This is a genomic window from Actinoplanes subglobosus, from assembly GCF_042650585.1.
In the GTDB taxonomy this organism is placed as follows: Bacteria; Actinomycetota; Actinomycetes; order Mycobacteriales; family Micromonosporaceae; genus Actinoplanes; species Actinoplanes subglobosus.
Map to the genome: position 1 here is coordinate 288,122 of NZ_JBHSBL010000020.1, position 17,609 is coordinate 305,730.

Sequence of the window (17,609 nt, forward strand, 5' to 3'; positions counted from 1 at the left end):
CGCCGGGAACACGGGGAAACTACCCGGATCACTACGCGGATCCGGCCGCCCGACCCACTACCGTGCCTCTATGGGTACCGCCACGTCCGCGCGCGGCACCGGCAACCTCCCCGCGGAGCTGACCAGCTTCGTCGGCCGGCGGCAGGAGGTGACCGGGATCCGGCGCATGCTGTCCACCAGCCGGCTGGTCACCCTGACCGGTCCCGGCGGAGTCGGCAAGACCCGGCTCGCCCAGCGGGTCGGCGCGGGTCTGCACCGCGCCTTCGCCGACGGGGTCTGGTTCATCGGGCTCGCCGAGCTGCGCGACCCGGACCTGGTCGCGGTCACCGTCGGCGAGACGCTGGGGCTGCACGAGGACATGACCGGTCTGGACCCGGCCGGGCTCGCGCGTTTCCTGGCCGATCGGCGGATGCTGCTGATCCTGGACAACTGCGAGCACCTGGTCGCCGCCTGCGCCGAACTGGCCGAGACGCTGCTGCGGTCCTGCCCCGAGCTGCGTGTCCTGGCCACCAGCCGGGAGGCGCTACGCGTCGACGGCGAGGCCGTCCTGACCGTGGAGCCGCTGTCGGTGCCCGGTCCCGCCGAGGCCTGCAACCCGGCCGACCTGTACCGGTACGAATCGGCGGGGCTCTTCGTCGACCGGGCCACCGCGGTCGTGCCCGATTTCCGGGTCACCGAGGACAACTGCGCCACGATCGTACGGCTGTGCCGGGCTCTGGAGGGCGTGCCGCTGGCGATCGAGCTGGCCGTGGCCCGGCTTCGGGTGCTCTCCCTGGAGCAGATCCTGGCCCGGCTGACCGACCGGTACCGCCTGCTCACCACCGGCGCCCGGACCGCGCCACCACGTCAGCAGACCTTGCGCGCGCTCATCGACTGGAGCTGGGACCTCTGCGACGACGCCGAGCGCATCCTGTGGTCACGGGTGTCGGTCTTCTCCGGCGGTTTCGAGCTCGACGCGGTCGAGGCGGTCTGCGCCGACGACCGGCTGCCGGTCGAGACGGTCCTCGACGTGCTCGGCTCACTGGTGGAGAAATCGGTGCTGATCCGGGCCGGGAACGGCACCGCCCGCTACCGGATCCTGGAGGTGACCCGCGAGTACGGCGCCGCCGGACTGGCCGCCGCGGGCGAACGGGAGGAGATGGCCCGGCGGCACTGCCGGTGGTTCGCCGACCTGGCCGCGCACGCCGACCGGATCTGGGTCGGCCCGCAGCAGACCGCCGTGATGGAACGGCTGCGCCACGAGCGCGCCAACCTGCGGGTGGCCCTGGAGCACGCGACCACGCAGGGCCCGCCGGAGACCGCGCTGCGGTTCGCCGCCGACCTGCAGAACCACTGGTTCGTCCGGGGCTACTTCTCGGAGGGCCGGCACTGGCTCGACCGGGCCCTGGCGATGCCGGCGCCCCGCCACTGGACGCGGGTGAAGGCGCTGCGGGTCGCCGCGTGGATCGCCGGCATCCAGGGCGACGCCGACCGGGCCCGGCCGCTGCTGGCCGAGGCGGTGGAACTGGCCGGCACGCTGCCCGAGTCGCCCGAGCGGGCGTACCTGCCGCTGATCGAGGGCGTCTTCCAGCTGTGGCCCGGCGACTACGAGCGGGCGCTGCCGCTGCTGGAGCGGGCCCTCGCCGCGTTCCGGGAGCTGAGCATCCGCAACGGCGAACTGTGGACACTCATCGTCCTCGGCCTGTGCCGCGGTCTCGCCGGCGAGCCGTCCAGCGGCTACCCGGACCTGATCGCCGCGAAGGATCTGGGCGCGGCCACCGGTGAGGTGTGGTGGCAGTCGTTCGGCCTGTGGGCGCTGAGCGTGCTGCGCTGGCGCGACGGCGACCACGCGGGCGCCACCGCGGCGGCCAAGGAGTGCCTGGCGATCGGCGAGGCGGTCGACGGCGAGCAGTTCGCCGTCGGGCTGGGGGTGGAGTCGCTGGCCTGGATCGCCGCCCGCGAGCACCGGGATCAGCGTGCCGCGACGCTGCTCGGCGTCTCCCGGCGGATGTGGCAGGAGATGCACACGTCGCTGGCGCCGTTCCGGGTGCTGCAGAGCTGGCACGACGAGGTCGTGGAGCAGGTGCGGTCGCGGCTCGGCCCGGACGCGTTCTCGGCGGCGATCCGGCGAGGCTCCGGGCTCTCCACCGCGGAGGCGATCACGATCGCGGTGGAGAGGCAGCCGCGGGCGCCGGAACCGGAGCCGGAGACCGGCGGTCACGCCGGTCTCCGGCTGACCAGACGGGAGCGCGAGGTCGCCGCGCTGATCGCCGAAGGGCTGAGCAACCGGGAGATCGCGGCCCGCCTGGTGGTGGCGCAGCGCACCGCCGAGGGTCATGTGGAGAACCTGCTGAGCAAGCTCGGGTTCACCTCGCGGACCCAGGTGGCCGGCTGGCTGGCCGGGCAGCGGAACCCACCGACGGACTGAGCCGGCCAGACCGCCGGCCGTCGCCGGCGGCGGTAACGGCCCGCCGATGAGGTGTCTCAGCGACGACCGGCGGTCCCGGCGGGCTGGAAGCGGCGCAGGCGCAGGCTGTTGGCGACCACGAAGACCGACGAGAACGCCATCGCGGCCCCGGCGATCATCGGGTTGAGCAGCCCGGCCGCGGCCAGCGGCAACGCCGCCACGTTGTAGGCGAACGCCCAGAACAGGTTGCTCTTGATGATCCGCAACGTCCGCCGGGACAGCCGGATCGCGTCCACGGCGGCGGTCAGGTCGCCCCGCACCAGGGTCAGGTCGGACGCCTCGATCGCCACGTCGGTACCGGTGCCCATGGCCAGTCCCAGATCGGCCTGGGCCAGCGCGGCCGCGTCGTTCACCCCGTCGCCGACCATCGCGACCACCCGGCCCTGCTCCTGGAGCCGTTTCACCTCGGCCACCTTGTCCGCCGGCAGCACACCGGCGATCACCTCGTCGATGCCGGCCTCGGCGGCGACGGCCCGGGCCACGGTCTCGTTGTCGCCGGTCAGCAGGATCGGGGTCAGGCCGAGCCGCCGCAGACCGGCCACGGCGCCGGCGCTCGTCGGCCGGACCGTGTCGGCGACGGACAGGACACCCCGGGCCACGCCGTCCCAGCCGGAGACGATCGCGGTCCGCCCGGCCCGCTCCGCGGCGGCGGCGGCGTCACGCACCGGGGCCGGGATGTCCAGGCCCTCACGTTCGAGCAGGGACAGCCGGCCCGCTGTGACGTGGTGGGTGGAGACGGTTCCCCGTACACCCAGGCCCTCGAAGCTGGTGAAATCGGCGACCGGGAGATGATCGCCCACCGAGGCGGCGATCGCGTGAGCGATCGGGTGTTCCGACGCGGCCTCCAGGGACGCGGTGAGCCGCAGCAGCTCGTCGTCACCGGCCGGGAAGACCTCGACCAGCGTCATCGCCCCGGACGTCACCGTTCCGGTCTTGTCGAGGAGCACGGTGTCCACGCGGCGGGTGGACTCGAGCGCCTCCGGACCCTTGATCAGGATGCCGAGCTGCGCGCCGCGGCCCGTCCCGACCAGCAGCGCGGTCGGAGTGGCCAGCCCGAGAGCGCACGGGCAGGCGATGATCAGCACGGCGACCGCGGCGGTGAACGCGGCCGTCCAGCCCGCGCCGGAGCCCCACCACCAGCCGAGGGTCGCGACCGCGAGAGCGATCACGATCGGCACGAAGACGCCGGAGATCCGGTCGGCGAGCCGTTGCACCTCGGCCTTGCCGGTCTGTGCCTGCTCGACGAGCCGGGCCATCTGCGCGAGTTGCGTGTCGGCGCCGACCCGGGTGGCGCGGACCACCAGCCGGCCGCCCGCGTTGACCGTGCCGCCGGTGACGTCGCCGCCCGGCCCGACCTCGACCGGGACGCTCTCGCCGGTCAGCAGCGAACGGTCGACCGCCGACGAGCCGTCCTCGACCACACCGTCGGTGGCGATCTTCTCGCCCGGCCGGACCACGAACCGGTCGCCCACGGCCAGCTGCTCGACCGGAACCCGCAGCTCCTGACCGTCCCGCAGGACGGCGACGTCCTTGGCCCCGATCTCCAGCAGCGCCCGCAGCGCGTCACCTGCCCGGCGCTTGGACCGGGTCTCGAAGTAGCGCCCGGCCAGGATGAACGTGGTCACCCCGGCGGCCGCCTCCAGATAGATGGCGCCGGAGCCGTCGGTGCGGCTGATGTCGAGGGTGAACGGATGCGTCATGCCTGGCTCGCCGGCCGTGCCGAGGAACAGCGCCCACAGCGACCAGCCGAATGCCGCGATCGTGCCGAGCGACACCAGCGTGTCCATGGTGGCGGCGCCGTGCCGCAGGTTGATCGCGGCGGCCCGGTGGAACGGCCAGCCGCCGTAGACGACGACCGGCGCGGCCAGGGTCAATGACGCCCACTGCCAGTAGGTGAACTGCCAGGCCGGCACCATGGCGAGCAGGACGACGGGGACGCTGAGCGCGATGGCGACCCACAGCCGGATGTCGCGCGGCGCCTCGGCGACCTCTGCCTTCTCGGGGAGCCGGGCGGTGTAACCGGTCTTCTCGACGGTGGCGATCAGGTCGGCCGCCGTCACCCCGGCGCCGACCGTGGCCGTCGCCTTCTCGGTGGCGTAGTTGACGGTCGCGGTCACGCCGTCCATGCGGTTGAGTTTCTTCTCGATCCGCGCGGCGCAGGACGCACAGGTCATCCCGCCGATCTCCAGCTCGATCTGCGTGGGAGCGGTCTGCAAGGTCATGGCGGTCGTCCTCAGTCGTGCGTGTGGCCGTCGGCGCCGTGCGAGGCGGAGGCGCCGGGTGCCGGGCCGGTCGGCGCCGGAGGCTGCGTGACCCCGGCGGTGGTGGCGGTGAACTCGGCGGTGCGCACCGTCCCACCGTGCTGGAAGTCCAGGTGGAGACGGTAGACCCCGGCCGACGGGACCTCCGCCGCGAAAGCGAGCGCGGTCTCGCTGGTCGGGTGGACGTGCAGGTAGGCGAGATCGCCCTCGCGGAGCACCACGAGATGCCCGAGCGCGCCGAGATAGGGCTCCAGGTCGGTGACCGGCTTCCCGTCGCGGCTCACCGTGAACCCGAGCGCGCCGCTCTCCAGGTCGCCGCCGAGCGCGACCGTGTAACCGTCGACCTCGGCGGTCGTCGCCGCCGGCGGCAACGTCACCGGCTGATAGTCGCCGGGCGCCGGCACGTCGACCCCGAGGGTCAGCGACGACGCCGCCGCGGCGGGCTGGAAGTCGGCCAGCACCCGATACTGCCCGGGGGTGTCCACCCGCAGCGGGATCTCCCACGTGCCGTCACCACTGATCGTCGGATGCACATGCCGGTATCCGGACATGTCCCGCCGGACCAGGATCAGATGCAGGTCCTTGTCATGGTTCTCGGTGTACTCGGTCACCGGCTCGCCGTCCGGCCCGAGCACCCGGAACGCGAACCGCTGGGCCGCACCGGTCGACAGCCGCGTGGTCACCGGGCTCAGCCGGTAGCCGTCCTGCGCGATCTGCAGCCCACCCGGCACCCGCTCCGGCGCCGCCGCGTCGGGCGAGGCGTGCGCCGCACCGTGCGGGGACGCCGGCGTGGGCGTCTGGTCCGGGCCGATCACGCGACCCGCGCCTGCTGCCACGCCGAAGATCAAGATCAGCCCGATGGCGTACGCCGAAAGCCGGCCCGTGGTGTTCATGAGGCGTCCTCCCGCGCGGCCGGAGAGGCGTCGGGCGCTGTCACGAGGCGTCACCCAGCGCGTAACCCGCCTCGTCGACGGCGGCCGCCACGGCCTCCCGCCCGACCGGCGCCGCCGAGCTGAAGGTGACCGTGCCCGCGGTCAGGTCGACGGTGACATCGCTGACGCCCGGGATCGCGGAGACCTCGGCGGTGACCGAGTCGGCGCAGTGTCCGCAGGTCATGCCGGTGACGGGGTAGGTGGTGGTCTGCATGGCGGTGTTCCTTCCGTTCGGTGTCCCCTCCACCATACACATACCCGGTAGGGGTACCCGGCAGGCGGTTGTAGCATGGACGACATGACCAACCCGGCCCCGACCCGCGGCTACACGGCGACCAAGGACAACCTCCAGTCACGGCTGCGCCGAATCGAGGGCCAGGTGCGTGGCATCGAGCGCATGGTCGACGAGGACCGCTACTGCATCGACATCCTCACCCAGATCTCCGCCATCCAGGCCGCCCTCGACAAGGTGGCGCTCGGCCTGATGGACGGCCACGCCCGCCACTGCATGCACGAGGGCGCCAAGGAGGGCCGCGCCGACGAGATGGCCTCCGAGCTGATGGCCGCGGTGGGCCGGCTGATGAAGCGCGGGTGATCTGGGCCACGCACTCTTGTCCGGCCGGTGCGGCGCACCGAAGAGTGCGGGCATGTCGCAGTCCGCACCACTCGTCCTCGTGTCGTCCGCCATGGGCATCGGCTCCCGCTACTACCGGCCGCTGATCGAGGCGTTCGAGGCCCGCGGCTGGTCGGCCCGGGCGCTGCCGCGGCGCGGGTTCGAGCCCGATCAGCCGCCCGCCTCCCGTGCGCACGACTGGTCCTACGGCGACGAGATCGAGGTCATCGCCGAGGCGGTCGCCGCCGCCCGCGCCGAGTCACCGGACCGTCCGGTGATCCTGCTCGGGCACAGTCTCGGCGCGCAGCTCTCCGCCGGGCACCAGCTCAACCACCCGCCCGCGGACGGCCTGGTCTCGGTCGGCGGCAGCCTGCCCCACCACCGGGACTTCCCCCTCGCCGGGCTGCCACTCGTGATCCAGGCCGGCGTGATCATCCCGGCGCTGACCGCGCTCTTCGGCTTCCTGCCGAAACCCGCCTTCGGTGGTCCCGGCGCCCGCACCCAGATGCGCGAGTGGGCCCGGATGGCCCTGACCGGCCGCACCCCGTTCCCGTCCCCGGTGCCCCCGCGCGCCCCGGGCGGGTCCGGTGCCGCGTCACCGGTCCGGGCGCCGATCGAGGCCCCGGCGCTGGTCGTGGCCCTGGAGGGCGACCGGCTCGCCCCGGAGCGGCCGGTCCGCAGCTTCGCCACCCGGTTCTTCGCGCCGGGTGCGGCGACGGTCTGGCGTTACCGGCACGCCGACGTGCCCGCCGGGGCCAGCAACGACCACATCGGCTGGGCCCGCAAGCCGGAGCCGGTCGTCGACCGCATCGTCACCTGGTGGACCGCGACCGCCGGGACGAGGTTTGACGAGGTGCCCGCTCCGGACACCATGCGGGGATGACCTTCGCGGACGGGCGCGCCGGGATCGACGCGGCGCTGGTGAGACGGCTGATCGAGGCACAGTTCCCACGATGGGCCGGGCTCCCGGTGACGCCGGTCGAGGTGGACGGGTGGGACAACCGCACCTACCGGCTCGGCGACGACCTGACCGTCCGGCTGCCCACGGCGCCCGGTTACGTGCCGGCCGTCGCCAAGGAGAACACCTGGCTGCCCCGGCTGGCGCCGCAGCTGCCGGTCCCGATCCCGTCGATCGTGGCGGCCGGCGAGCCGGGGGAGGGCTACCCGTTCCCGTGGTCGGTGCGCGGCTGGCTGCCGGGTGAGACCGCGTCGCGTGCCACGATCGCCGACCGGACGCGGTTCGCCGAGGCCGTCGCCGGTTTCCTCCGGGCGCTGCGACGATGCGACACGACGGACGCCCCGGCGGCCGGCGACCACAGCTGGCACCGCGGCAGCCCGCCGGTCTTCTACGACGATGAGACCCGGCACTGCCTGCGGCTGCTGGAGGGCCGGATCGACACCGCCCGGGTGGCCGCGGTGTGGGGTGCCGCGCTCGTCCTGGAGCACCGCGGCGACCCGGTGTGGTTCCACGGCGACATCGCGACCGGAAACCTGCTGGTCGCCGACGGGGAGCTGGCCGCCGTCCTCGACTTCGGCACGTCCGGCGTCGGCGATCCGGCGTGTGACCTGGTGATCGCCTGGACCCTGTTCACCGGCCGGGACCGTGCGGCGTTCCGGCAGGCGGCCGACCAGGACGAGGGAACCTGGGCGCGGGCCCGCGGCTGGGCGCTGTGGAAGGCGATGCTGATCCTCGTCGACACGATCGACCGGGACGACCGGGCCGGAGCCGCCGAGCAGGAACGCGTGATCAGCGAGGTCCTCGACGACCACGACCGCTTCGGCCCGTGGTCCGGAGCCTCGGCCGGCTGATCAGGCACGTGTCAGCCTTGGCGGAGCGCTAACTCAATTCGGCGAGAGTCTCATGGACGGCCGTGACGCACGATCCGTCCGGGCAGTTATGGGCGATGAGCAGGGGCACCAAAGCTTCGAGTTCGGATCGCGTTTCGGCTAGCCCGGTCAGGTCGAGCCGATACCGTGTCTCGGCGATCCGATGCCGGGAGATCAGGACGTCATGGCTCTCCGGGCCGAGTACCGACAACTCGGCCGCCAGACATTCCTCCAGCCGTGGCAACGCGTCCACCAGCCGATTCATGCGCAGTAGCGACATGGCATGGCACCAGATGCTGGACCGGGCGTTCGGAGCCTCCGCGCCCACGAGTTGGGTGAGCGTGGTCGACACGAGCCGCAGATCGGCTTCCGCCTCGTCGTGGCGATGGAGCCTGCCGAGCACGTGGGCGCGACAGTGTCGATAGGAGAGTGCGACCGAATCGAGGTCGTCGCTTTGGAGGGCCACTACGGCAGACAGTTCCACCTCCGCGTCGGCCAGCCGTCCCGCGGCAGTCAGGTCGTCCCCGTACTGATGCCGCAGCGCCAGTACGAAGGGGTCGGCCTCCCCGAGGTCACGGTGGCGGTCCAGAAGGCCGGCGAGATGCTCGAGGACCTCCTCCAACTTGCGTTGAGCCCGAAGATTGGCGGCGAGACCCATAGCGAGATGCCTGTATTCGGTCGAGTCCCAGTCCGCGTTGGCGGTCAGTTCCTCGAACATCGCCCGGTACTCTGACTCCGCCTCCACGAAGCGCGCGTCCTGTTCCAGCGCACGGGCCATCTGCTGCCGACTTGCTACCGGGAGCGAGGTGCCACGGAGGAAATCACCCGTGCCATAGACGGCGGAGACGGATTTGTACTCTGCCTCGCCCTCGGATTCGTGCCCGCGGGCGACCATTTGCGATGCCAGCCGACCCCGGTACAAGATCGTAAGATGGTCGGCGGACCCGCGCTCGCGATCGCAGTCCTGGACCATCCGTCGCATTGCAGCTTCGGCATCATCCTCTAGGCCGAGTTTCTGCAAAGCGTGAACCCACATGCGCCGCGACAGCAACGTGTAGAGATTTGCTGGCCCCAGGACCCTCGTCCGCCGTTCGGCGACCAGCCGTAGCTCGCGCTCGGCGAGTTCGGGCTCGGCAAATGCCAGTAGAGCGTTCGCCCAGTCATGATTAGTGATAAGGGCATCGGGATGGTCCGGCCCCACCGAGAGCAACTGGCGGTCGAAGATCTCGCGGTAGATCTCGGCCTGCTCCGGCCAGCTGAGTTCCTGATCCAGCAGCACCTCACGGTGGCGGATCGCCAGGCGAGCCGGGTGATCGGCTGGCAGGGAGGCTGCCTTGCCGGACAGCACCCGCAGCAGGTTGCGCACATCTCTCGACCGGTTGGCGAACAGAAGGTAGGCGAAGCAGCGCAGGCCGGCGGACAGCAGTTGAGCCGTCGTGGCCGGGTCGTCTGAGGGCATCCGCTCCAGCGCAGCCTGGATATGCGGTGCCATTAGTCGCCACCAGTCCCAGTTCGGTACTTCTTCGGGCTCCGGGCGGGTGGCTGCCTCCAAGACCTGCGCAGCAGCCTTCCACACTGCGGCACGCTCAGCCCGTGTCTGGGTGCGCACTCGGGCAGCGGTCGTCTCCAGCACCAGACGATGTCCAGCTACACAAGGCAGCGGCGATGCCGGGAAGCCCGCTGGCGCCGTAGTGAGAGCACCGCTTTCGGCGAGATTGAGCTGATGTACGTCGACGAGCGCCTCCAGCCCGCGCCCTAAATCGTCCAGCGACACCGAGCCTGGGAAAAGTCCACTGCCGTCGATGGTCTCCGGTTCGATCAGGTCAATCGGGAACGGGTTCGGGGCGAAACAGGACATGAGGCGCATCAGTCCCCTGGACGCGCTGATGCCCTGCGCATCCAACAGATCGAGGCTCATCTCCCAGGTGCGCCCGACCAAGCCGCGGTGCAGGCGCTCGAGGTCGGTGTGGTCGGCGCCGTTGCGGCGCGCCTCGTCAAGAAAGTCCGGCCCAATTCGTTCCAGTTCCTGGATGTAGGAATCAAAGGTCCTGATATGTAAATTTCGGGCCCCCGACCGGTGGCGTAGTAGCCCTCGGCCGCTGCGTGCCAGATAGCCGCCGGCAGCCACCAGCGCCAGGGGCAGGCCGCCGAGAAGCGCAGCGAGCGCAACAGCCTCCTCCCTGCTGCCTGCACGACTCGCGAAATCCATCAGGATATCGGCAGCCGGGTCGATGGTGAGCACATCGACGAGATGCCGTGCCGGCGCGTTACCCCAGACGTCCGGGCTCCCGACACGGCTGGTGACCACTGTCATCCCGCTCGGGCTGTCGCGGATCCAGCCGGTGCCGTCACCGGGCGTGCCGCCGGCGACCGAGAGCAGACCGGGCTCGTCGGCGTTGTCGATCACCAGCAACCAACGCCGCCCCGCTTCGTCGAGGTGGCGCCAGACGAGGTCCGGCGCGTTTCCGGTGCCCGACCACGCATCCTCGATCTCCTCCTCGGAGATGCCGAGCTCGGCGGCGATCACTCGCATGCCGCCCAGCATCCGGTCTCGCTGCTGAGCGGAGAGCCAGAAGACGAGATGACCTGCCCTGTGCCCACGCCTGGCCAGTTCCAGTGCGACTGTGGTTTTCCCACATCCTCCCAATCCATGCAGCACATGGATACCGGGCTTGGGCTTGACGAGCTGTTCGCTCAGGTGATCGAGAAGGCTGTCGCGGCCACGAACATATGGCGGCAGGTCTCCGGTCGGCGGGCGTACCGATCGCATCGCGGGGACAGGTGGTGGCACGGCTCCCGGGGGTGGGTCCTGCCGCCACTTGCGCTCGGCCTCTTTCGCCTCCTCGACCAGCTTGAACCAGCCGGTGCTCACCTGCTGATCGAGCACCTTGAGCAAGGCCTTGACCGTCTGCCAGCTTGGTGTGTGGGTGCCGCTGAGCGCCTCGGAAACGGTGGAGGGTGACCTCCGCGCGGCGGCCGCCACCTCACGGAGCGAGGAGTAGCCCGACCTGGCGGTGCATTCCCGGAGTTTCTCGGCCAGCAGCCGCATCTGGCGAGGCGCCCTCGGGTCGATGGGTGCCAGTTCCCGCGTCATGATCGCCCCTCCGTGTTCGCGAACGGAAATTGACGGTCCAGCGATGCGCGTGTAACGCGGCTGCTGTTCGGCGAACGTTCGCGATCGCCTCCGAACAGTCTGTCCTATCTCTACAACGGTGGCATCGGACCGAACGAGGAGGACGTGACGATGACTCTGTTGGAGACGGCAATCCAATTGCTTACCGGTGTGAACCTGCTGATCACCTCGGTGGTGGCGGTATGCGCCCTGGTGCGCCGCCGCAAGCGCGACAACCCTGATGATTCGGCCGAGTAGCGGATCAGATGGGGCCGTGGATCGGGGCGGTCAGGCCGGTGAGCGGGGCGCCCGAGCCGCCCCAGGACTGGGCGACGATCTCGGCGGCGATCGCCACCGCCGTCTCCTCCGGGGTGCGGGCGCCCAGGTCCAGGCCGATCGGGGCGCGCAGCCGGGCCAGCGCCTCCTCGCCGACCCCCGCCTCGCGGAGCCGCCGGATCCGGTCGTCGCAGGTGCGGCGGCTGCCCATCGCGCCGATGTAGCGGGCCGGCGTGTGCAGGGCCACCTGGAGCAGCGGGATGTCGAACTTCGGGTCGTGGGTGAGCACGCACAGTACGGTGCGCTCGTCCACGGCCGTCGACGACAGATAGCGGTGCGGCCACTCGACGACGACCTCGTCGGCCTCCGGGAACCGGGCCGCGGTGGCGAACACGGCACGCGCGTCGCAGACGGTCACCTGGTAGCCGAGGAACTTCCCGATCCGGGCGACCGCGGCCGCGAAGTCGATCGCCCCGAACACGATCATGCGGGCGGGGGAGGCCCAGGACTGGACGAACACCTCCCGCTCGCAGGCGGTCACGATGGCGCTGCGGCCGTGGGCGAGCATCCCGCGGGCCTGCTCTCCGGCGATCCGGTCCAGCTCCTCGTCGCCGAGCGTGCCCTCGATCCGGTCCGGCCAGACGACCAGCTGGGAGTCGGGCAGCGACACCGTGGCGACCGGGCGGCCGGCGGCGACCGCGGCCAGCAACTCGTCGAGCGAGGTCAGCGCGACATCCGGCTGGATCATCACCTCGATGGTTCCACCGCAGGTCAGACCCACCTCGAATGCGTCGCCGTCGCTCACCCCGTACGTATGCGTCTGCGCCTTCTGAAAGGAGATGACCTCCTGCGCCGCCGCGTAGACCGCGCCCTCGACGCAGCCCCCGGAGACGCTGCCGATGACCTCGCCGTGCTCGTTGACGGCCATGGCCGCGCCCGGCTGCCGGGGCGCCGACCGCCAGGTGTGCACCACCGTCGCCACGGCGAAGGCGGTGCCGGCGGCGCGCCAGGCCAGCAGGCCGTCCACGATCTCGCGCATTCCAGCACCATCCGTGATCGCCCACCGGTCGTCAACGGTGAGTTAAGACATCCCTTAGGTCGCTGTTGACATTGGATCCCGACGGCGGGAGGGTCTGCGCGACTTCACGGGAGGTGCAGGGTGCAGGTGCCGGCTCCGTTCGAGTACGAACGTGCCACAAGCGTGGATCAAGCCATCGGACTGTTGGAGCGTCTGGGCAGCTCAGCACGGCTGGTGGCCGGGGGCCACAGCCTGCTGCCGATGATGAAGCTCCGGCTCGCCAATTTCGAATATCTCATCGACATCAACGATCTGCACGCCGAGCTCGGCTACATCAGGCTCAGCGACGACGAGGTGCGGATCGGGGCCATGACCCGGCATCGGGAACTTCTCGATTCGGACGTCCTGGCCGGAGTGTTCCCGATCTTCCGGGACGCCGAGAAGGTGATCGCCGACCCGATCGTCCGCAACCGCGGCACGCTGGGCGGATCGCTCTGCCAGGCGGACCCGTCGGAGGACCTCTCGGCGGTGTGCACGACCCTCGACGCCAGCTGCGTCATCCGGGGCCCGGGCGGGTCCGAGCGGGTCGTCACCATGGAGGAGTTCCACGTCGGGCCGTACGAGACGGCCGTCGAGGACAACGAGATCCTCACCGAGATCCGGATCCCCCGGAAGAGCTTCCCGGCCGGGAGCGCGTACGCCAAGGTCGAGCGCCGGGCCGGTGACTGGGCCGTGGTGTCCGCCGGCGCCGCGGTCTGGCTCGACCAGGGACGGATCGTCGACGCCCGGGTGGGCCTGGCCGCGGTCGGCCCCAACACCACCGGTATCCCGGAGATCTCGGCGGCGCTGCGCGGGCACGAGCCCGACGAGAGCCTCTACGAGCTGGCCGGGGCGATCGCGGCGCGCAGCTGCGACCCGTCGACCGACACCCGCGGCAGCGCGGACTACAAGCGCCACCTGGCGGACGAGCTGACCCGGCGCACGCTTCGCAGGGCCGTGGAACGGGCGAGGAGCTGACCATGCAGGTCACCATGACGGTGAACGGGACCGAGTACACCCGTGAGATCGAAGGCCGCATGCTGCTCGTGCACTTCCTGCGCGACGTGCTCGGCCTGACCGGCACCCACTGGGGCTGCGACACCAGCAACTGCGGCGTCTGCGTGGTGTGGCTGGACGGCGAACCCGTCAAGTCGTGCACCGTGCTGGCCGCCATGGCGGGGGGACACGAGGTCCGTACCGTCGAGGGTCTCGCCAACGGCGCGGAACTGGACCCGATCCAGGAGGGCTTCCGGCAGTGTCACGGCCTGCAGTGCGGCTTCTGCACGCCGGGCATGCTGATGACCTGCCGGGCGCTGCTCGACAAGAACCCGGACCCGACCGAGGGCGAGATCCGCGAGGCCATCTCCGGCCAGATCTGCCGCTGTACGGGCTACTCCTCGATCATCCGCTCGGTCCGCTGGGCGGCCGTGCACGAGGCTTCCGCTGTCGCTACCGAAGAGGCGGTACGGGCATGACCACCGTCCACGAGCCCTCGCAGGCGAAACTCACCGAGTTCGAGGACAACGACCAGAAGCCGGTCGGGTTCGGCCGGATGCTGCGCAAGGAGGACGCGCGCCTGCTCCGTGGCCGTGGCCGGTTCGTCGACGACGTCCAGCTGCCGGGCATGCTGCACCTGGCGATCCTGCGGTCGCCGTTCGCGCACGCGAACATCGTCAGCATCGACACCAGCGCGGCCGAGGCGTCGCCCGGTGTGAAGGCGGTCGTCACCGGCGAGACGCTCAAAGGCCTCGGCCTGGCCTGGATGCCGACCCTCTCCAACGACGTGCAGGCCGTGCTCGCCACCGACCGGGTCCGGTTCCAGGGCCAGGAGGTCGCGTTCGTCGTCGCCGAGGACCGCTACCAGGCCCGGGACGCGCTCGAACTGATCGACGTCGAGTACGACGTCCTCGAACCGGTCGTCGACGTCCGCAAGGCGCTGTCCCCGGACGCCCCGGTCATCCGCACCGACCTGGAGGGCAAGACCGACAACCACGTCTTCGACTGGGAGACCGGTGACGAGGAGGAGACCAACCGGGTCTTCGCCTCGGCGGACGTGATCGTCAAGGAGGACATCGTCTACCCGCGGGTGCACCCCGCGCCGATGGAGACGTGCGGCTCGGTCGCCGACTTCGACCCGGTCGAGGGCAAACTGCGGCTCTGGTCCACCACCCAGGCCCCGCACGCGCACCGCACCCTCTACGCCATCGTCGCCGGCCTGCCCGAGCACAAGATCCAGGTGATCGCGCCGGACATCGGCGGCGGCTTCGGCAACAAGGTGCCGATCTACCCCGGTTACGTCCACAGCATCGTCGGCTCCATCGTCACCGGAAAACCGGTGAAGTGGATGGAGGACCGGTCGGAGAACCTGATCAGCACCGGCTTCGCGCGTGACTACATCATGCGCGCGGAGATCGCCGCGACGAGCGAGGGCAAGATCCTCGCCATCCGTACGAACGTGCTGGCCGACCACGGCGCCTTCAACGGCACGGCCGCCCCGGTGAAGTACCCGGCCGGCTTCTTCGGCGTCTTCACCGGCAGTTACGACCTGCAGGCGGCGCACTGCAAGATGACCGCCGTCTACACCAACAAGGCGCCCGGCGGTGTCGCGTACGCCTGCTCGTTCCGGATCACCGAGGCCGTCTACCTGGTCGAGCGGATCGTCGACGCGCTCGCCTACGAACTGCGGATGGACCCGGCCGAGCTGCGGCTGAAGAACTTCATCCAGCCCGAGCAGTTCCCGTACACCACCAAGACCGGCTGGGTGTACGACTCCGGTGACTACGAGCCCACCATGCGCCTCGCCATGGAGATGGCCGGCTACGAGGAACTGCGCAAGGAGCAGGAACTCAAACGGGCCAAGGGCGAGCTGATGGGCATCGGCATCGCGTTCTTCACCGAGGCGGTCGGCGCCGGCCCGCGCAAGAACATGGACATCCTCGGCCTGGGCATGGCCGACGGCTGCGAACTGCGGGTCCACCCGACCGGCAAGGCCGTCGTGCGGCTCTCGGTGAAGACCCAGGGACAGGGCCATGAGACGACGTTCGCGCAGATCATCGCCGAGGAGCTGGGCATTCCGCCGGCCGACATCGACGTTCTGCACGGCGACACCGACAACACGCCGTTCGGTCTGGGTACCTACGGGAGCCGGTCCACACCGGTCTCCGGTGCGGCTGCCGCTCTGGTGGCCCGAAAGGTGCGCGACAAGGCGAAACTGATCGCCTCGGCGATGCTGGAGGTGTCGGTCGCCGACCTCGACTGGGTCAAGGGCGCATTCCAGGTCAAGGGTGACCCGGGCCGCTCGGTGACGATCCAGGAGATCGCGTTCCGGGCACACGGCGCGGGCGACCTGCCGGACGGCGTCGAGGGCGGTCTGGAGGCGCAGATCTGCTACAACCCGTCGAACCTGACCTACCCGCACGGGGCGTACATCTGCGTCGTCGACATCGACCCCGGCACCGCCGAGGTCAAGGTCCGCCGGTTCATCGCGGTCGACGACTGCGGCACCCGGATCAACCCGATGATCATCGAGGGGCAGGTGCACGGCGGTCTCACCGACGGCGTCGGCATGGCCCTGATGGAGATGATCTCCTTCGACGAGGACGGCAACTGCCTCGGCGCCTCGCTGATGGACTACCTGATCCCGACCGCCCTGGAGGTGCCCGACTGGGAGACCGGCTACACGGTCACCCCGTCGCCGCACCACCCGATCGGCGCCAAGGGCATCGGCGAGTCCGCGACCGTCGGCTCCCCGCCGGCGATCGTCAACGCGGTCGTCGACGCGCTCAAGCCGTTCGGGATCCGGCACGCCGACATGCCGCTCACCCCCAGCCGGGTGTGGGACGCGATGCGCGGCCAGGCCACCCCGCCGATCTGAGCCCTGGGAGTACGAGATGACGACGAGCACCGCCGAGCGGGCGGCCGAACTGACCGCCGCGCGCCGGCCCTTCGTGCACGCCACCGTGGTCCGGGCGCAGGAACCCACCTCCGCCCGGGCCGGCGACGACGCGGTGATCCTCGCCGACGGGTCCATCGAGGGCTTCGTCGGCGGGGTCTGCGCGGAGACGTCGGTGCGGGCCGCCGCCATGGAGACGCTGCGGGACGGCAACTCCATGCTGCTGCGGGTGCTGCCCGAGGAGTCGGCCGGGTTCCCGGAGACGCCCGGCGCGCTCGTCGTCGTCAACCCCTGCCACTCCGGCGGGGCGATCGAGATCTTCCTCCGGCCGGTGCTGCCCCGGCCGCTGGTGGTGGTGGCGGGGGAGAGCCCGATCAGCCGGGCCGTCGCCGAACTCGCCGGGTTCCTCGACTTCGAGGTGACGCACTCCTACGAGGGAGTCACCGTGGTCGTCGTGGCCGGGCTGGGCCGCGACGAGGAACGAGCCATCCGGGCCGCCCTCGACGCCGGCATCGGCCTGATCGCGCTGGTCGCCAGCCACACCCGCTCGGCGATCCTGCTCGACGCCATGGACCTGTCCGTGGACGAGCGCGCGCGGATACGTCCGCATGCCGGGATCGACATCGGTGCCCGTACCCCCAAGGAAATCGCTCTGTCGGTCCTGGCGGAGATCGTCCGGGAGATGCGGACGTCGTCTCTGCGGGCCGCCCCCGCGTTCCCGGCGCCCGTCGCGTTCCCGGCGCCCGCCGCGTTCCCGGCGCTCGCCGCGGCTCCGGCGCTCGCCGCGGCTCCGGCGCTCGCCCCGGCCCCGGCCCCGGCCCCGGCCCCGGCGCAGGCCACCGGCTCGTCGCACGCCGAGGCCGCCGCCTTCGCCAAGGCCGAACCAGAGTTCGTGGCCGGCCCGACCCTGCCCGTCGGGCCGGCCACGTTCATCGTCGAGACGCCCGCCGACACCGCGATCGACCCGATCTGCGGCATGACCGTCGTCATCGGAGCCGACACCCACCACGCGGTCGTCGACGGCGAGGACTTCTGGTACTGCTGCCCCGGCTGCCTCAAGAAGCACACCCGCGGTCGGTCATGACTGTGCTGACTGGTCATGCCTTCCCGGCCCTTGTTTCGTTGTGGTGCGGTCGGTCATGACTGTGCTGACTGGTCATGCCTTCCCGGCCCTTGCTTCGCTGCGGTGCGGT

14 protein-coding genes are annotated in these 17,609 nt (G+C 71.0%); 9 read left to right on the forward strand and 5 right to left on the reverse strand.

What is annotated here, in order from left to right; genetic code table 11:
• The first annotated feature begins 70 nt into the window (after nucleotides 1–70).
• Nucleotides 71–2,407 (forward strand): ATP-binding protein, encoded by a 2,337-nt coding sequence (locus tag ACFO0C_RS30500; RefSeq protein ID WP_378070161.1) that lies wholly within the window; start codon nucleotides 71–73, stop codon nucleotides 2,405–2,407.
• A 56-nt stretch (nucleotides 2,408–2,463) separates the two neighbouring features.
• Here the strand turns inward: ACFO0C_RS30500 and ACFO0C_RS30505 are convergent, their stop codons facing one another.
• Genes ACFO0C_RS30505 through ACFO0C_RS30515 form a run of 3 tightly spaced genes read right to left on the reverse strand, consistent with a single transcriptional unit; the run spans nucleotide 2,464 to nucleotide 5,853 of the window.
• Nucleotides 2,464–4,668, reverse strand: coding sequence for a heavy metal translocating P-type ATPase (locus tag ACFO0C_RS30505; protein WP_378070162.1), 2,205 nt, complete (start codon nucleotides 4,666–4,668; stop codon nucleotides 2,464–2,466).
• Between the two features lie 11 nt (nucleotides 4,669–4,679).
• Nucleotides 4,680–5,600 carry a hypothetical protein gene (locus ACFO0C_RS30510; RefSeq protein WP_378070163.1) on the reverse strand — a complete coding sequence of 307 codons (921 nt, stop codon included), beginning with the start codon at nucleotides 5,598–5,600 and terminating at the stop codon, nucleotides 4,680–4,682.
• Between the two features lie 40 nt (nucleotides 5,601–5,640).
• On the reverse strand, nucleotides 5,641–5,853 hold the full coding sequence (locus ACFO0C_RS30515) for a heavy-metal-associated domain-containing protein (protein WP_378070164.1): 213 nt from the start codon (nucleotides 5,851–5,853) through the stop codon (nucleotides 5,641–5,643).
• Between the two features lie 84 nt (nucleotides 5,854–5,937).
• Between ACFO0C_RS30515 and ACFO0C_RS30520 the strand changes: the two genes are divergently transcribed.
• The 3 genes from ACFO0C_RS30520 to ACFO0C_RS30530 are packed head-to-tail and all read left to right on the forward strand — an operon-like array spanning nucleotide 5,938 to nucleotide 8,061.
• Nucleotides 5,938–6,234 carry a metal-sensitive transcriptional regulator gene (locus ACFO0C_RS30520; RefSeq protein ID WP_106325209.1) on the forward strand — a complete coding sequence of 99 codons (297 nt, stop codon included), beginning with the start codon at nucleotides 5,938–5,940 and terminating at the stop codon, nucleotides 6,232–6,234.
• Nucleotides 6,235–6,286: 52 nt separating this feature from the next.
• The gene (locus ACFO0C_RS30525; RefSeq protein WP_378070165.1) at nucleotides 6,287–7,135 is read left to right on the forward strand and encodes an alpha/beta fold hydrolase; all 849 of its coding nucleotides are present in this window, start codon (nucleotides 6,287–6,289) and stop codon (nucleotides 7,133–7,135) included.
• Nucleotides 7,132–8,061, forward strand: coding sequence for an aminoglycoside phosphotransferase family protein (locus ACFO0C_RS30530; RefSeq protein ID WP_378070166.1), 930 nt, complete (start codon nucleotides 7,132–7,134; stop codon nucleotides 8,059–8,061). Before ACFO0C_RS30525 ends, ACFO0C_RS30530 begins: the two co-directional genes overlap by 4 nt.
• A gap of 28 nt (nucleotides 8,062–8,089) precedes the next feature.
• On the opposite strand, the gene ACFO0C_RS30535 is transcribed toward ACFO0C_RS30530, so the two are convergent.
• Entirely contained in the window at nucleotides 8,090–11,173 is a 3,084-nt protein-coding gene (locus tag ACFO0C_RS30535; RefSeq protein ID WP_378070167.1) for an NB-ARC domain-containing protein, read from the reverse strand.
• Between the two features lie 144 nt (nucleotides 11,174–11,317).
• Here ACFO0C_RS30535 and ACFO0C_RS30540 point away from each other — a divergent pair, with 144 nt between their 5' ends.
• Nucleotides 11,318–11,449, forward strand: a complete 132-nt coding sequence (locus ACFO0C_RS30540) for a hypothetical protein (protein WP_378070168.1) — start codon at nucleotides 11,318–11,320, stop codon at nucleotides 11,447–11,449.
• A gap of 4 nt (nucleotides 11,450–11,453) precedes the next feature.
• Here the strand turns inward: ACFO0C_RS30540 and ACFO0C_RS30545 are convergent, their stop codons facing one another.
• On the reverse strand, nucleotides 11,454–12,506 hold the full coding sequence (locus ACFO0C_RS30545; RefSeq protein WP_378070169.1) for an XdhC family protein: 1,053 nt from the start codon (nucleotides 12,504–12,506) through the stop codon (nucleotides 11,454–11,456).
• Nucleotides 12,507–12,632: 126 nt separating this feature from the next.
• Between ACFO0C_RS30545 and ACFO0C_RS30550 the strand changes: the two genes are divergently transcribed.
• Genes ACFO0C_RS30550 through ACFO0C_RS30565 form a run of 4 tightly spaced genes read left to right on the forward strand, consistent with a single transcriptional unit; the run spans nucleotide 12,633 to nucleotide 17,500 of the window.
• Nucleotides 12,633–13,502 carry an FAD binding domain-containing protein gene (locus ACFO0C_RS30550; protein ID WP_378070170.1) on the forward strand — a complete coding sequence of 290 codons (870 nt, stop codon included), beginning with the start codon at nucleotides 12,633–12,635 and terminating at the stop codon, nucleotides 13,500–13,502.
• 2 nt (nucleotides 13,503–13,504) lie between these two features.
• Nucleotides 13,505–13,999: a (2Fe-2S)-binding protein gene (locus tag ACFO0C_RS30555; protein ID WP_378070171.1), complete on the forward strand. Its 495-nt coding sequence runs from the start codon at nucleotides 13,505–13,507 to the stop codon at nucleotides 13,997–13,999.
• Entirely contained in the window at nucleotides 13,996–16,398 is a 2,403-nt protein-coding gene (locus ACFO0C_RS30560; RefSeq protein WP_378070172.1) for an aerobic carbon-monoxide dehydrogenase large subunit, read from the forward strand. The genes ACFO0C_RS30555 and ACFO0C_RS30560 overlap by 4 nt, the downstream gene beginning before the upstream one ends.
• Before the next feature lie 16 nt (nucleotides 16,399–16,414).
• A complete protein-coding gene (locus ACFO0C_RS30565) occupies nucleotides 16,415–17,500 on the forward strand; it encodes an XdhC family protein (RefSeq protein WP_378070173.1) in 1,086 nt (361 codons plus the stop codon).
• The last annotated feature ends 109 nt before the right edge of the window (nucleotides 17,501–17,609 follow it).

Excerpts from the sequence above, each read along its gene's own strand:
- ACFO0C_RS30510 (WP_378070163.1), bottom strand. The coding sequence starts at position 5,600 with ATGAACACCACGGGCCGGCTTTCGGCGTACGCCATCGGGCTGATCTTG.
- ACFO0C_RS30525 (WP_378070165.1), top strand. The coding sequence starts at position 6,287 with ATGTCGCAGTCCGCACCACTCGTCCTCGTGTCGTCCGCCATGGGCATC.
- ACFO0C_RS30515 (WP_378070164.1), bottom strand. The coding sequence starts at position 5,853 with ATGCAGACCACCACCTACCCCGTCACCGGCATGACCTGCGGACACTGC.
- ACFO0C_RS30530 (WP_378070166.1), top strand. The coding sequence starts at position 7,132 with ATGACCTTCGCGGACGGGCGCGCCGGGATCGACGCGGCGCTGGTGAGA.
- ACFO0C_RS30555 (WP_378070171.1), top strand. The coding sequence starts at position 13,505 with ATGCAGGTCACCATGACGGTGAACGGGACCGAGTACACCCGTGAGATC.
- ACFO0C_RS30565 (WP_378070173.1), top strand. The coding sequence starts at position 16,415 with ATGACGACGAGCACCGCCGAGCGGGCGGCCGAACTGACCGCCGCGCGC.
- ACFO0C_RS30560 (WP_378070172.1), top strand. The coding sequence starts at position 13,996 with ATGACCACCGTCCACGAGCCCTCGCAGGCGAAACTCACCGAGTTCGAG.
- ACFO0C_RS30535 (WP_378070167.1), bottom strand. The coding sequence starts at position 11,173 with ATGACGCGGGAACTGGCACCCATCGACCCGAGGGCGCCTCGCCAGATG.
- ACFO0C_RS30500 (WP_378070161.1), top strand. The coding sequence starts at position 71 with ATGGGTACCGCCACGTCCGCGCGCGGCACCGGCAACCTCCCCGCGGAG.
- ACFO0C_RS30520 (WP_106325209.1), top strand. The coding sequence starts at position 5,938 with ATGACCAACCCGGCCCCGACCCGCGGCTACACGGCGACCAAGGACAAC.
- ACFO0C_RS30545 (WP_378070169.1), bottom strand. The coding sequence starts at position 12,506 with ATGCGCGAGATCGTGGACGGCCTGCTGGCCTGGCGCGCCGCCGGCACC.
- ACFO0C_RS30505 (WP_378070162.1), bottom strand. The coding sequence starts at position 4,668 with ATGACCTTGCAGACCGCTCCCACGCAGATCGAGCTGGAGATCGGCGGG.